The organism is Streptomyces sp. NPDC002133 (assembly GCF_040296405.1).
Lineage (GTDB): Bacteria > Actinomycetota > Actinomycetes > Streptomycetales > Streptomycetaceae > Streptomyces.
Window position 1 is genome coordinate 1 of sequence record NZ_JBEOXF010000107.1, and the last position, 14,574, is coordinate 14,574.

General features: G+C 72.5%; 10 protein-coding genes and 1 pseudogene. 3 read left to right on the forward strand and 8 right to left on the reverse strand.

The features are described from left to right. Nucleotides 1-209 precede the first annotated feature (209 nt). Nucleotides 210-1,007 (reverse strand): bestrophin-like domain, encoded by a 798-nt coding sequence (locus ABT078_RS41390; RefSeq protein ID WP_351237442.1) that lies wholly within the window; start codon nucleotides 1,005-1,007, stop codon nucleotides 210-212. A gap of 399 nt (nucleotides 1,008-1,406) precedes the next feature. Between ABT078_RS41390 and ABT078_RS41395 the strand changes: the two genes are divergently transcribed. Next, nucleotides 1,407-1,919: a TMEM175 family protein gene (locus tag ABT078_RS41395; protein ID WP_502981562.1), complete on the forward strand. Its 513-nt coding sequence runs from the start codon at nucleotides 1,407-1,409 to the stop codon at nucleotides 1,917-1,919. A 33-nt stretch (nucleotides 1,920-1,952) separates the two neighbouring features. Here the strand turns inward: ABT078_RS41395 and ABT078_RS41400 are convergent, their stop codons facing one another. After that, nucleotides 1,953-3,734, reverse strand: a complete 1,782-nt coding sequence (locus tag ABT078_RS41400) for an ABC transporter ATP-binding protein (RefSeq protein WP_351237444.1) — start codon at nucleotides 3,732-3,734, stop codon at nucleotides 1,953-1,955. Then, the gene (locus ABT078_RS41405) at nucleotides 3,731-5,563 is read right to left on the reverse strand and encodes an ABC transporter transmembrane domain-containing protein (RefSeq protein ID WP_351237446.1); all 1,833 of its coding nucleotides are present in this window, start codon (nucleotides 5,561-5,563) and stop codon (nucleotides 3,731-3,733) included. Before ABT078_RS41405 ends, ABT078_RS41400 begins: the two co-directional genes overlap by 4 nt. A gap of 170 nt (nucleotides 5,564-5,733) precedes the next feature. Between ABT078_RS41405 and ABT078_RS41410 the strand changes: the two are divergent. Continuing rightward, nucleotides 5,734-6,375 (forward strand): annotated as a pseudogene (locus ABT078_RS41410) (peptide-N4-asparagine amidase); the annotation flags it as partial. A 109-nt stretch (nucleotides 6,376-6,484) separates the two neighbouring features. On the opposite strand, the gene ABT078_RS41415 reads toward ABT078_RS41410, so the two are convergent. Then, nucleotides 6,485-6,991, reverse strand: a complete 507-nt coding sequence (locus ABT078_RS41415; RefSeq protein ID WP_351237448.1) for a MarR family winged helix-turn-helix transcriptional regulator — start codon at nucleotides 6,989-6,991, stop codon at nucleotides 6,485-6,487. Nucleotides 6,992-7,083: 92 nt separating this feature from the next. Here ABT078_RS41415 and ABT078_RS41420 point away from each other — a divergent pair, with 92 nt between their 5' ends. Beyond that, nucleotides 7,084-8,910: an ABC transporter ATP-binding protein gene (locus ABT078_RS41420; protein WP_351237450.1), complete on the forward strand. Its 1,827-nt coding sequence runs from the start codon at nucleotides 7,084-7,086 to the stop codon at nucleotides 8,908-8,910. A gap of 76 nt (nucleotides 8,911-8,986) precedes the next feature. On the opposite strand, the gene ABT078_RS41425 is transcribed toward ABT078_RS41420, so the two are convergent. The 4 genes from ABT078_RS41425 to ABT078_RS41440 all read right to left on the reverse strand — a co-directional run bounded on the left by ABT078_RS41425 (nucleotide 8,987) and on the right by ABT078_RS41440 (nucleotide 14,295). Further along, a complete protein-coding gene (locus ABT078_RS41425) occupies nucleotides 8,987-10,096 on the reverse strand; it encodes an NAD(P)-binding domain-containing protein (RefSeq protein WP_351237452.1) in 1,110 nt (369 codons plus the stop codon). A gap of 55 nt (nucleotides 10,097-10,151) precedes the next feature. Further along, complete coding sequence (amaB, locus tag ABT078_RS41430) at nucleotides 10,152-11,684, reverse strand: L-piperidine-6-carboxylate dehydrogenase (protein WP_351237454.1); 1,533 nt, start codon at nucleotides 11,682-11,684, stop codon at nucleotides 10,152-10,154. Nucleotides 11,685-11,761: 77 nt separating this feature from the next. Further along, on the reverse strand, nucleotides 11,762-13,093 hold the full coding sequence (hglS, locus tag ABT078_RS41435) for a 2-oxoadipate dioxygenase/decarboxylase (protein WP_351237455.1): 1,332 nt from the start codon (nucleotides 13,091-13,093) through the stop codon (nucleotides 11,762-11,764). Nucleotides 13,094-13,104: 11 nt separating this feature from the next. Next, nucleotides 13,105-14,295 (reverse strand): NAD(P)/FAD-dependent oxidoreductase, encoded by a 1,191-nt coding sequence (locus tag ABT078_RS41440; protein WP_351237457.1) that lies wholly within the window; start codon nucleotides 14,293-14,295, stop codon nucleotides 13,105-13,107. Between the last annotated feature and the right edge of the window lie 279 nt (nucleotides 14,296-14,574).

The following is a 14,574-nucleotide window of genomic DNA, read 5'->3' on the forward strand; positions in this document are numbered from 1 at the left end:
AAGACTGCCTCGACTGCGCCGGTGGCCTCTACCTCGACACCCCCGCCTGACCGACCCCAACACCCCTCCACGAACTTCCGCGGAGCAGCACTAGGCCGGATCCAGGCCCGGTCCAGTACAGGTTGCCCGGCTCCGGCCAAGGCTGCGGGACAGGCCACCGGCCGGCCGCGAACGAGTTTCACGGTCGGCGCACCGGTCGCGCCCGCTGCCTACGTCCCGCCGTCGAAGAAGCCGGACCTCAGGTCCTCGACGACGGCGTCGAGTGGATGCCCGCTCACGATGAACGGTCCACTCCAGGGCGCGCTGAGTGCGAAGAGCAACCCCAGGCTCAGCCCGACGACACTCGCAATGCCCCCGACGAGCAGTGACGTTCGCAGGCTGCTGCGGAAGACCAGTGCGCCGGCGTTCACGATCAAGGCCAGTCCGGTGGCCACGAGCGTGACGACGTAGAGCGTGGGAAGGTCGCGCGAGGCGGCCGCGAGGCGGGCGCGACGACTGCTGGTGACGCTGTCCAGGGAAACCAGCAGCTCCGTGCTCGCCGGGCTTCCCAGCTCGGGCCGGGCAGCCTCGGTGCGCACGCTCCGCTCCAGCCGTGCGATCGCGTGAGCAGTTGCCGCGTCGCCACCGGACGCCGCTGCCGCAGCCTCCCACTCCCTGACACGCGCGGTCTGCAGATAGTCCTGCAGTGCCGCATGGATCGGCTCCGACCGGACGTGCGGACTCGTCGCCGCCCACGCCAGGCGTGAGGCGGCGGCCGCCTCGTCGCTCACCAACCCCTCTGCTGCGCGCAGGTAGCCGGCCTCGCTGGCCAGTGTGAGTGCAGCGAAGATCGCGAAGGCGGCGCCGAGCGTAGGCATCAGGGGCATGGCGATCTGCGGCACCCGGTCCTGTTCCGCCACCGGTACGAGCGCCCGGACGCCGACCCGCGCCACGGCCGCGACCAGCAGGGCAAGGAAGAGCCAGCTCACGACCAGCACCACCGCCGGCAACGAGGTCAACCAGTTCACGAGATCACCTACAGCACGTTTCCGTGAGCGGCACACGGCGGCGACACATCGGCCCCGCGAGCTGGAGCTCCTCGTTGATCACCTTCGACGACGCCTCATCTTCACAGGTCCGAAGCGTCCGATGCTCGCGACGCCCGGCACGGCGCCCCGCTTCGTTGGCCGAACAGCCGAGTACGGCCCAGTACGGCCCATACGTCCAGGGCCGCGCGACCCGCCCGCTGTCCGGCGTTCGGCCCAGCGCCGGGTGCCGGGGCAGGCACCCGGCGGTGGCGTCCCGGCCGTGGGCGAAGCGAGAGGCGAGCGGGGGACGAAGGCGCCGGTACGGTCATCGGACGGGAGCGGCTGCTCGCCTTCGGGGACGCGGTCTTCGCCATCGCGATCACGCTGCTCGCCCTCGACATCAAGGTGACGGACGGTCTGGCCGAATCGGAACTCGGCAGGGCGCTGGACGACGCCCTCGCCGACGTGGCCGCGTTCCTGCTCAGCTTTGTCGTCATCGGGGTGCTGTGGCTCCGGCAGCACGCCCTGTTCTCCCGGGTCGCCCGGATCGACTCCTGTCTGCTGTACCTGTATCCGGCGCTGCTGGCCGTGATCGCCGGACTGCCGTTCCCGACGCGGCTGATCAGCGAGTACGGGGACACCGCACTGGGCACAGCGGTCTACGCGGGATCGATCGCCCTCGCCTCGGCCCTGATCACCGCGATGGCAGTGCGGCTGTACTTCCGGCCGGACCTGGCCGAGCCGGGACTCGCGCGCAAGAGCCTGCGCCGGTCCGTCGAGCAGGGCGCGGTGATGGTGGTGGTCTTCGGCGCCTCGATCCCACTCACCCTCGTCTCACCGCTGGTCGCCCAGCTCTGGTGGCTGGCCGCCATCCCGCTCCGCGCCTGGTTCTCCCACAGAGCCGGCGACTGAGGGGCGGGGCCCCGGGGGCAGCCCCCGGGGCGACTAGCCGTGCCAGGACCGCCACAGCGCCGCGTACGCCCCGTCCGCCGCCACCAGCTCGGCGTGGCTGCCCAGTTCGCTGATGCGGCCGTTCTCGACGACCGCGATCATGTCCGCGTCGTGCGCCGTGTGCAGCCGGTGGGCGATGGCCACGACCGTGCGGCCGTCGAGCACGCGGGCCAGCGAGCGCTCCAGGTGGCGGGCCGCGCGTGGGTCGAGGAGGGACGTCGCCTCGTCCAGGACCAGGGTGTGCGGGTCGGCGAGGACCAGGCGGGCCAGGGCGATCTGCTGGGCCTGGGCCGGGGTCAGGAAGAGGCCGCCGGAGCCCACCTCGGTGTCGAGGCCGTCGGCCATCGCCTGCGCCCACCCGTCCGCGTCCACCGCACCGAGCGCGGCCCACAGCTCCGCGTCCTCCGCGTCCGCCCGCGCGAGCAGCAGATTGTCGCGCAGGGAGCCCACGAAGACGTGGTGCTCCTGATTGACCAGCGCCACATGCTCGCGCACGCGCTCCGCCGGCATCCGCGACAGCTCGGCCGCACCGAGCGTGACCCGGCCCGTCCGCGGCGCGTAGATCCCCGCCAGCAGCCGGCCCAGCGTGGACTTGCCGGCACCCGACGGGCCGACGAGCGCCAGCCGTGTGCCGGGTGCGACGTCCATCGACACCCGGTGCAGCACATCGACGCCCTCGCGGTACCCGAAGTGCACCTCGTCCGCCCGCACCGCGCGCCCCTCGGGCCGCACCTGCACGTCACCCGCGTCGGGCTCGATCTCCCGTACGCCGACGAGCCGCGCCAGCGACACCTGGGCCACCTGGAGCTCGTCGTACCAGCGCAGGATCAGGTTCACCGGATCGACCATCATCTGCGCGATCAGCGCCCCCGTGGTCAGCTGCCCGATCCCGATCCAGCCCTGCAGCACGAAGACGCCGCCGATCATCAGCACCGACCCCAGCACGGTCGCGTGCGTGACGCTGATGACCGGGAACAGCACGGACCGCAGCCACAGTGTGTACCGCTCCCACGCCGTCCACTCCTTGATCCTGCGGTCCGACAGCGCCACCCGTCGCGCCCCGAGCCGGTGCGCCTCCACCGTCCGCCCCGCGTCGACGGTCTCGGCGAGGACCGCGGCCACCGCCGCGTACCCCGAGGCCTCCGAACGGTACGCGGACGGCGCCCGCTTGAAGTACCAGCGGCAGCCGATCACCAGCACCGGGACAGCCAGCAGCACGGCCGGTGCGAGCGGCGGCGCGGTCACGGTCAGCCCGCCGAGCAGCAGCACGACCCAGAGGACACCGATCGTCAGCTGCGGCACGGCCTCGCGCATCGCGTTCGCCAGCCGGTCGATGTCCGTCGTGATCCGGGAGAGCAGGTCGCCGGTACCGGCCCGCTCCAGCACGCCGGGCGGCAGCCCGACGGACCGTACGAGGAAGTCCTCGCGCAGGTCCGCCAGCATCCGCTCGCCGAGCATCGCGCCGCGCAGCCGCACCAGCCGTACGAACACGGCCTGGATCACGAGCGCCACCGCGAACAGCGCGACGGTGCGCTCCAGATGGAACGCGCGCCCCCCGTCCGCCGCCCGCTCCACGAGTGAGCCGAGCAGCCACGGCCCGGCCATCGAGGCCACGACGGCGACCGTGTTGACGGCGACGAGCAGCACGAACGCCCGGCGGTGCCGCCGCAGCAGCTCGCGTACGTACGCGCGCACCGTCGCCGGCGTGCCCACCGGCAGGGTGGTCGCCGTCCGGGGAGCCGCCGGGTCGTATGCCGGTGGCGCCACGCCGATCATGCCGTCTCCTCGATGTCGATTCCGGCGTCCGTCAGTTGCTGGTCGCGTCGCCCGTTCGGCTGTGGGCTGAGGTGCCCGGTGAGAGGCACCTCGGTGTCCTCCGTCTCCCGGGTCACCACCTCCCGGTACCGCGGCTCCTTGTGCAGCAGCTCGCGGTGCACGCCGACGGCCGCGACCTCGCCCTCGCGGACGAGCACCACCCGGTCGGCCCGGTCGAGCATCAGCGGCGACGACGTGAAAACGACCGTCGTGCGCCCCGACCGCAGCGCCCGCACACCCTCGGCGATCCGCGCCTCCGTGTGCGAGTCGACCGCCGAGGTCGGTTCGTCGAGCACCAGTACATCGGGATCGGCGACCAGCGACCTGGCGAGGGCCAGCCGTTGCCGCTGCCCGCCCGAGAGCGAGCGGCCGCGCTCGGTGATCTGCGCGCCCATCGGGTCCCCGTCCAGCGCGGCCTGCGCCAGCGCGTCCAGCACGTCCCCGCACTCGGCCGCGGCCAGCGCATCGGCCGCGGACACCGCGCCGGACGCGGGCACGTCGAGAAGCTCGGTCAGGCTCCCGGACAGCAGCACCGGGTCCTTGTCCTGCACCAGGACCACGCCGCGCGCGACATCGCGCGGCCGCTCGTCCAGCGCGACGCCGCCGAGCAGGACGGACGGCAGGCCCTCCGCGTCCGGCGCATGTCCGCCGAGACGCTCCGCCAGCAGCCCCGCCTCGTCCGGATCGCCGCACACGACGGCGGTCAGCGCCCCGGCCGGGGCGAGCAGCCCGCTGGCCGGGTCGTACAGATCGCCCGCGGGCACGTCGCCGGACGCGTCCCCGGAGCCGCCGGACGGCCGCTCCAGCGCCAGCACCCGTGCCGCGCGGCGCGCGGAAGGCCGGGAGAAGGAGTACGCCATGGCGATCTCCTCGAAATGCCTGAGCGGATAGGTCAGCAGCATCACCGCGCTGTAGACGGTGACGAGTTCACCGACCTCGATCCGGCTGTCGCCGACCAGCCCGATCCCGTACCAGACGACGAAGATGAGCAGCAGACCCGGCAGCAGCACCTGCAGCGCCGTGATCAGGGACCACATGCGTGCGCTGCGGACTGCCGCCCGCCGTACCTCCTGCGAGGCGCGGCGGTAGCGCCGGAGGAACAGCTCCTCACCGCCGATGCCGCGCAGCACCCGCAGCCCCGCGACCGTGTCGGAGGCCAGCTCGGTGGCCTTGCCGGCCTTCTCCCGCTGGACGTCCGCGAGCCGCGTGGCCCGGGGGAGCAGCGGCAGCACGCCGAGCGCCAGCACCGGAACGCCGATCGCGACCACGACACCGAGTGCCGGCTGGTAGAACAGCAGCGCCACCACGACCACGACGATCGTCAGCGCCGCCGCGAGGAAGCGCGAGACCGCCTCCACGAACCAGCCGATCTTCTCTACATCGCCCGTGGAGACCGCGACGACCTCGCCCGCCGCGACCCGTCGGGTGAGCGCGGAGCCCAGCTCGGCGGTCCTGCGGGCCAGCAGCTGCTGCACGCGCGCGGCCGCGGTGATCCAGTTGGTGACGGCCGTACGGTGCAGCATGGTGTCGCCGAACGCGATGCCGACGGTCGCCAGGGCGATCAGTCCGCCCGCGAGCGCGAGCCGGGAGCCCGAGCGCTCGACGACGGCCTGCACGGCGAAACCGACGCCGTAGGGAAGGGCCATCACGGAGACGAAGTGCAGCATGCCCCAGGCGAGAGACTTGAACTGGCCACCGAGCTGCCCCAGCCCGAGCCAGACGAGAAACCGGAATCCCGACCGGGTGTCCGGCACACCGGGATCGGGATACGGAAGATCGCGAATCTGCATGACGTCCCAGATCGTTCGGAAAAGTCGGCTCGGACGTGCAAGGATCGCTCTCCGCAGTCGTCCGTAGCAACCGATTTTCGGGCGCCATGGCAAAGATCCCGCCATGATCACCAGCCGGGCCGCCACGCTCCATGGCGGCCGCACGGCCGCTCGCGCTTCACTCCCGACGCATGAGACCGCAACAGATCATGTCCATGCTCGCGGGACTCGCCCTGGCGGCCGGATCCCTGCTCGGCGCGAGCCCCGCCGGGGCGGCGACACCACCGGACGCCGGGCCGACGCCGCCCCGAGTTCGGCAGCGACTGGCACGATCCGCTCACCGCGGCGCCGCCGGTGACCAAGCCGGCCACCAGATCCTGTTCGGTCACTCTTGCCGAGGCGCAGTTCCGCGACTTCACGCCGTACCAGGGGAGTTACACGCCCGCGGAGGAGTGCGGCGACCGCTGGAGCGCCGTGGTGCTGCGGCTCGACGGCAACGTCAGGGGCCGTCAGCACGACCGGCTCGGCCATCTCACCGTCGGCGGCGTCGAGATCTTCCGTACGTCCACCCCGCAGCCCTCGCCCGACGGCATCACCTGGTCCGTCGAGAAGGACGTCACCCGCTACAGCGACACCCTGCGCCGGACTCGGCCGGTCGAGATGCTCATCGGCGACGTCGTCGACGACACGTACACGGGATCATCGACGTCAAGGTGACGCTCACCTTCTACACCGCGGACGGCCGCACACAGCGGACCGCGACGACCCCGGACCGCGTGCTCCCGCTGGACGGTTCCTCGCTCACCACCCCGCGCGACCAGCGCCATGCGGTCGGCACGACGGCGGAACGCTACCGGCTGCACGGTTCGCAGTCGCCCGTCGTCTCCACCGCGGCCGACGACGGCAACGGCAACTACCACGCGGACTGGGCCGGTCTCCGGGTCAGCTGCTCGGCCTGGGCGCGCGGTTCTCGTGAGGGGCCGCCGGCGCGGCCTGGCACCGGGGCGCAGGGACTCCGTCGACCAGGGCGGTCAGCAGGCCGCCGAGCACCTCGCGCTGGTCCCCCGTCAGGGGAGCCAGGATGTCCTCCGCCGCCGCGCGGCGCGCGGTGCGCAACTCCCGGAGCGTGGTGCGGCCGGTCTCGGTGAGCTCCACGCGCACCACGCGACGGTTGGTCGGGTCCGGCACGCGGCGCACCACGCCGCTCGCCTCCAGTCCGTCCACCAGGGTGGTCACGGCGCGCGGCACGACCTCCAGGCGGTCGGCGAGGTCGGCCATCCGCGGCGGCCCGTCGTAGTGTGCGACGACACGCAGCAGCCGTGACTGCGCGGGCGTGATGCCGAGCGGCTCCAGATGCAGCTTCTGGATGCGGTGGAGCCGGCGCGTCAGCCGCAGCAACTGCTCGGCCAACAGGCCGTCGGCGTCGGGTGCGGGGACTGGGGTGGTCATACGGGAACACTATCAGGACATGGTTCATTGTGAGTATAGGTAACAATGAGCTATGCTCCTGAAGTCTGTCCGTCCTGCCTCAGAAGGAGCCCATGCGTCCTCACGACGACGGTCCGTCCTGGACCCCTCCCAGCCGTCCGCTCGATCCCGCACGGCCGGCGCCTCCCGCGCAGGTGCGTCGCATCCTCCGGCTCTTCCGTCCCTACCGAGGCCGGCTCGCTTTCGTCGGTCTGCTCGTCGGCGCCTCGTCGCTGGTCTCGGTCGCCTCTCCGTTCCTGCTGCGCGAGATCCTCGACACCGCGATCCCGCAGGGCCGCACGGGCCTGCTCTCGCTGCTCGCCCTCGGCATGATCCTCATCGCCGTGACGACGAGCGTCTTCGGCGTGCTGCAGACCCTCATCTCCACGACCGTCGGCCAGCGCGTCATGCACGACCTGCGCACCGGTGTCTACGCCCAGCTGCAGCGCATGCCGCTGGCGTTCTTCACCAGGACCCGCACCGGCGAGGTCCAGTCGCGCATCGCCAACGACATCGGCGGCATGCAGGCGACCGTCACCTCCACCGCGACGTCCCTGGTCTCCAATCTCACGGCCGTCGTCGCCACGATCGCCGCGATGCTCGCGCTGGACTGGCGGCTCACCGTCGTCTCGCTGCTCCTGCTCCCGGTGTTCGTCTGGATAAGCCGTCTGGTGGGCCGTGAGCGCAAGAAGATCACGACACAGCGGCAGAAGCAGATGGCGGCCATGGCCGCCACGGTCACCGAATCGCTGTCGGTCAGCGGCATCCTGCTGGGCCGCACCATGGGCCGCGCCGACTCGCTCACGCGCTCGTTCGCCGACGAGTCGGAGCGGCTGGTCGACCTCGAGGTCCGCTCCAGCATGGCCGGGCGCTGGCGGATGTCCACCATCGGGATGGTCATGGCCGCCATGCCCGCGCTTCTGTACTGGGCGGCGGGACTCACGCTCCAGCGCGGCGGGCCGGCGATCTCCATCGGCACGCTCGTCGCCTTCGTCTCGCTCCAGCAGGGACTCTTCCGCCCGGCCGTGAGCCTGCTCTCCACCGGAGTGCAGGTACAGACCTCGCTCGCCCTGTTCCAGCGCATCTTCGAGTACCTCGACCTGCCGGTGGACATCACCGAGCCGGAGAAGCCGGTCCGGTTGGAGAAGATCCACGGCGAAGTACGCCTCGAGGACGTCCACTTCAGCTATGACGGGAAGGGCGGGCTGCCGACGCTCCACGGCATCGACCTGACCGTCCCGGCGGGCGGCAGCCTGGCCGTCGTCGGGCCCACCGGATCCGGCAAGTCCACGCTCAGCTACCTGGTGCCCCGGTTGTACGACGTCACGGGCGGCCGGGTCACGCTCGACGGCGTCGACGTGCGTGACCTGGACTTCGACAGCCTCTCCCGGGCCGTCGGCGTCGTCTCCCAGGAGACGTACCTCTTCCATGCGTCCGTCGCGGACAATCTGCGTTTCGCCAAGCCCGACGCCACCGACGAGGAGATCCAGGCCGCCGCCCGCGCCGCCCAGATCCATGACCACATCGCGTCGCTGCCCGAGGGCTACGACACCCTGGTCGGCGAGCGCGGCTACCGCTTCTCGGGCGGTGAGAAGCAGCGCCTGGCGATCGCGCGCACGATTCTGCGGGACCCGCCGGTGCTGATCCTGGACGAGGCGACGAGCGCCCTCGACACCCGTACGGAACATGCGGTGCAGCAGGCGATCGACGCCCTGTCGGCAGGCCGCACCACCATCACGATCGCCCACCGGCTCTCGACGGTGCGCGAGGCGGACGAGATCGTCGTGCTGGACGGAGGCCGTATCGCGGAGCGCGGCAGCCATGCGGAGCTCCTGGACCGCGACGGGCGGTATGCGGCGCTCGTGCGGCGCGACGCGGAACCGGCAGTGGTCACGGCGTGACCCGCTCCCGTCCGCGCCCGCCCCTGTCCCCGTCCCGCTCGGCCCCGGCCCGTAGTGCCGTGCGGGCCCGAGCTCCTCAGACGGGCGCGGCCACGAGCGTGGGGTCCTGGCCCGAGGGGTTGTTGCCCAGGAGGCGCTGGATCTCCCGAACGGCGGCGCGGCCCGCGCGGTTGGCGCCGATCGTCGAGGCCGACGGGCCGTAGCCGACGAGGTGGATGCGTGGGTCCCGTACGGCCCGGGTGCCCTCCAGTGCGATGCCGCCGCCGGGCTCGCGGAGTCTGAGCGGCGCGAGATGGTCGATCGCCGCGCGGAAGCCCGTGGCCCAGAGGATGACGTCCGCGTCGACCGTCCGGCCGTCGTCCCAGGTCACTCCGGTCGGCGTGATCCGGTCGAACATCGGCAGCCGGTCCAGGACGCCCTCGGCACGGGCACGCCGTATCGCGTCGTTCAGTGGCAGCCCCGTCACCGACACCACGCTGAGCGGAGGAAGCCCGCGGCGAACGCGTTCCTCGACCATGGCGACGGCGGCCCGGCCCTGGTCCTCGCCGAAGGTGTCCTCCCGGAACACCGGCGGGCGCCGCGTGACCCACGTGGTCTCCGCCGCGGCCTTGGCGATCTCCATCAGGTGCTGGGTCCCCGATGCCCCACCACCGACCACCACCACGCGGAGGCCGGCGAACGCCTCGGGCCCCGGGTACTGCGCCGTGTGCAGCTGGCGCCCGAGGAAGGTCTCCTGTCCCGGGTAGCGGGGCAGGAAGGGCCGGTCCCAGGTGCCGGTGGCGTTGATGAGGGCCCGCGTCGCGTACGTGCCCTCCGACGTCTCCACCAGCAGCCGGCCGCCCTCGCCCTCGCGCACGGCGCGCACATCCACGGGCCGGTGCACTCGCAGATCGAAGGCGCGCTCGTAGCGCGTGAAGTAGTCGCCGATCACCTCGGACGACGGACGGCTGTCGTCGGCGCCCGTCAGCTCCATGCCGGGCAGCGCGTGCATGCCGTGGACTTTGCCGTACGTGAGCGACGGCCAGCGGAACTGCCAGGCGCCGCCCGGCCGCGGCGCATGGTCCAGGACCACGAAGTCCACGTCCGGGCGCAGCCCCACGCGCCGCAGATGATAGGCGCCGGACAGGCCCGCCTGTCCGGCGCCGATGACGACCACGTCGACGTCCCGCGCCCCGAAGTTATTCACGCTTCTACCAACCGAGGAGAGGTCAGGGATCTTCCCCGGCGCCTCGGCCGGTGCGTCAGAGGAAGTTCACCCCCTGCGCGAGCGGCAGATCGGCGGAGTGGTTCACCGTGTTCGTCGCCCGGCGCATGTACGCGCGCCACGCGTCCGAGCCCGACTCACGGCCGCCGCCCGTCTCCTTCTCGCCGCCGAACGCGCCGCCGATCTCGGCGCCCGAGGTGCCGATGTTGACGTTCGCGATCCCGCAGTCGGAGCCGTCCGCGGCCAGGAACCGCTCGGCCTCGCGCTGGCTCTGCGTGAAGATCGACGAGGACAGCCCCTGCGGAACACCGTTGTGCAGCTCGATCGCCTCGTCCAGCGTGCGGTACGTGAGGACGTAGAGGATCGGCGCGAAGGTCTCCTCGCGGACGATCGCCGTCTGCCCGGGCATGCGGACCACCGCCGGGCCGACGTACGCGGCATCCGGAGCCGCGTCCCGCAGCCTCCGGTCGCCGCCCGTCAGCACCTTGCCGCCGTCGGCCTGCGCCGCTTCGAGGGCCTTGGTCATCACGTCGTACGCCGCCGTCGAGATCAGCGGGCCGACCAGCGTGTCCGCGCGGAAGGGATCCCCGATCGGCAGCCGGCCGTACGCGTGGACGATCCTTGCCACCAGCTCGTCGGCGATGTCCTCGTGGACGATGAGCCGGCGCAGGGTGGTGCAGCGCTGTCCCGCCGTTCCCGCCGCCGAGAAGACGATGCCGCGCACCGACAGGTCGAGATCGGCGGACGGGGTGACGACCGCCGCGTTGTTGCCGCCCAGCTCCAGCAGACAGCGACCGAAGCGGGCCGCCACGCGCGGCCCCACCTCCCGCCCCATCCGCACGGACCCGGTGGCGCTGACGAGCGCCACCCGCGGGTCGTCGACCAGCCGCTCGCCGCACTCCCGGCCACCGAGCAGCAGCCCGTGCACGCCCGCGGGCGCGCCGCTGTCCGCCGCCGCGCGGCCGAGCAGCGCGTCGCAGGCCAGAGCGGTGAGCGGGGTCAGTTCGGACGGCTTCCACACCACGGGGTCGCCGCAGACGAGCGCGATCGCCGTGTTCCAGGACCAGACCGCCACCGGGAAATTGAACGCGGAGATCACCCCGACCACGCCGAGCGGATGCCAGCTCTCGGAGAGCCGGTGGCCGGGCCGCTCGGACGCCATCGTGCGGCCGTACAGCTGCCGCGAGAGACCGACCGCGAACTCGCAGACGTCGATCATCTCCTGCACTTCGCCGAGCGCCTCGGAATGGATCTTCCCGGCCTCGATGGTGACCAGCTCGGCGAGATCCGCCTTGTGCGCGGTGAGCAGCTCACCGAGCCGTTTGACCAGGGCGCCCCGGCGCGGCGCCGGGACGGTGCGCCACTCCCGGAAGGCCGTGTCGGCGGCCGCGATCACCACATCGGCGCCGTCCCCGGTGGTGGCGGGCAGGGTGAACAGTGTGCCGCCGGTCAGCGGCGTACGGGCGGTGACGCCCTGGCCGCCGGTCGGCGGCTGGGCACCGCAGCGGCGCAGGGCCTCATCGGCCCGCGCCCGCAGTGCGTCGGTGTCGGGCAGTGCGGTGGTGGTCATGCGTCGTTCTCCTCGATTCCTGCTGCGATTGGCGCTGCGATTCATGCCGCGATGGATGCCGCGAACCCGCTGCGGTGTCACGCCGCGGCCAGGGCCCGTCGGGCCCTGGACAGCGAGTCGTCCTGCTGTGCGGCGTAGAGGTCGAACGGGTCGTGCACCGTGCGACCGATCGCCCCCGACATCCAGTGCTCGTCGTAATGGGCGCCCGCCTGGGCGGAGTCCCGGGCACCCGGATCGGTGAGGTTCGACTGGAAGATCCCGGCCGCCGAGCGCGGCAGGAAGTCCTCGTAGACGAGGGGACGGGCCGTCAGCCAGCCGCCGTCGAGCAGGCCGGCGAGATCGTCGGGCGCACGCCGCCCGTCGCGGGGACGGTCCGTGACCGCCTCGTACGTGAAGAACCCCAGCCCCTCCACGGCCAGTTGGCGCTCGGTGCGCGGGAAGTGCGCGGCCCACTCCTCGACGGGTCCGTCGACGAGCCGGTCGTACACGGCCCGGCCCTCGCGGCTGAGTGCGATGCCACGCGCCTCCACCTCGCCGAAGCGCACCCGCAGGGAACCGGTGGTGACGCCGCCGTCGGCCTCCCGGAAGGTCCGCGGCTCGGCCAGTGCCCGGAACGACGTCTGGCGCAGCAGCACGTCGGGGCCCTCCCAGCGCGGCGGCCCCTGGATCCGGTCGATCATCGTGATGCCCCGCTCCTCCATGCGCCGGTACAGCTCGTCGATGTCCAGCACGCGGGGGGTGAGGTGGTTGATGTGGGTGCTGGTCACACCGCCGATGTCGGCGGCGACCGCGGAGACCTTCTCCAGCTCGGCGTACCAGGCGCGCTCCACCGGTTGCGGGGACAGCTCGAAGGCGCCGACCGCGAGCGTGAGGAACCGCTCGGCCCGCTCCTGGGGCAGGCCCGCCTCCCGCTCGGCCCGCGCCGCCAGATCCAGCAGCTCCGGCGGGAACAGTTCGCGACCTTCGAGGAATGCCGCGAGGCGCTTTTCCAGGCCGGCGTCGAAGAAGCGGCGGTCGGCCGGAGTCAGCATCGAGGTGAAGACGCGGAACGGATTGCGGTCCAGTTCTTCGGGCAGGACCGGCCGGAAGGCGGTGGAGACGACCGGTACGGCGCTCGTCGTCGCGTCCCTCAGATCGTAGAAACCGACGGGCTCCATGCCGAGCGCGGCGAAGATCTGCGCAGCCTGACGCAGTTCGCCCGGCGTGCCGACCCGGATCGCGCCGTGCCGCTCCGCCGTGACCCGCTCGATGCTGCCGAGCCGCTGGGCGCTCTCGCCGCCCGTCCGGAGCACGTCGTCGTTGACCTGTCCCGCCACCTCGACCAGCGTGGTGTACGCGGGTACCTCCTTGCCGTACATCGCGGAGAGCCGGCGGGCGAAGGCGGCGCGAAGCTGCCAGGTGGGGACCATGCGAACCTCCGTCAGATGATGTGGACCTCGGGACGTACCGCGGCGGCGCCCTCGAAACGCGTCGCCGCCAGCGGTCCGACGTCGAGGAACGGCTCCCGCCCCAGCCACAGATCGCGCACGATCTCGCCGACCGCCGGTGCCTGGAGGAAGCCGTGCCCGGAGAAACCGGTGGCGTACAGGAAACGGGAGACCTCCGCCGACTCCCCGATCAGCGCGTTGCGGTCGGGCGTCATCTCGTACAGCCCCGCCCAGCCGGTCATCGCTCGCAGCCCCGCGAGCGCGGGGGCGCTGTGTGCGGCGGCCTCCCGGAACGGCTCGAGCCACTCCTCGCCGAAGTCCCGTCCGAAGCCCGGTTCCTGGCGGGTGTCGGACAGGCCGAGGACGAGTCCGTCGGCCGTGTCGTTGTGGAAGTACAGCGTCGATGCGAAGTCGAGGGTGAAGGGGATGCGGGGCGGATGAGGGACGATCGGGCCCGTGAGGGCGATCTGGCGGCGCAGCGGGGTGACCGGGAGACGTACGCCGGCCATCGCGCCGATCGCGCCCGACCAGGCACCGGCCGCGCAGACGACGGTGCGCGTGCGGACCGTGCCTGCCGAGGTGTGCACGGCCTGCAGTGTGCCGTCGTCGGCGTCGATGCCGGTGACCGCGCACCGCGTGCGCACGGTCACGCCCAGGCGGCGCGCCGCCCGCAGATAGCCGAGGACGGCGGCCTTCGGCAGGGCGTACCCGTCGCAGGGGGAGTGGGCGGCGGCCACGATCGCGCGCGGTTCGACGTACGGGCACAGCTGGTGCGCCTCGTCAGGGCCGATGACGCGGCTCTCCACGCCCAGCTCCCGCTGTACGGCCGCGGCCTCGCGGAACGCGTCGGCGTCCTCGTCGCTGTCGAGGAGGAAGAGATAGCCGACGGTCTCCAGCCCCACGTCCGCGCCGGGCCGCGCGGCGAAGTCCCGCCAGGCGGCCAGGCTGCGCTGCCCCAGACGGATGTTGAGCGGATCGGAGAACTGCGCGCGCACACCGCCGATCGGCTTGCCCGACGACCCGGACGCGGGTGTGTCCCGCTCCAGGACGAGTATGCCGCGGACCCCGGCCTCGGCGAGGTGGAAGGCGATGCTCGCGCCGATGACGCCGGCGCCGATGACGACGATGCCGGCGGAGGGGGGTAGGGGCGGGGACGGGGGCGTACGAGCAGTGTCGTGAGCCATGAGGCCATGGTGGCTGCCACCGCCCTTCGCGTCCACGGACGGTACCGGGCACACACCGAGCGGGTCCGGCGTCGGAGGGAGGACGGACACTCCGGCCTACCGGCCGATACGGACCACGCCCAGGGGCCCGAGGGCCTGGCCCCACGTTTCCGGCCCCCGCCCCCGCCTTCGCCCCCACGCCACCGCCGGAGCCGGCGGCCCCCGCCTTCGCCCCCACGCCACCGCCGGAGCCGGCGGCCCCCGCCCCGCTCCGACCCCACCGGGTGGGCGGGGCCCGGG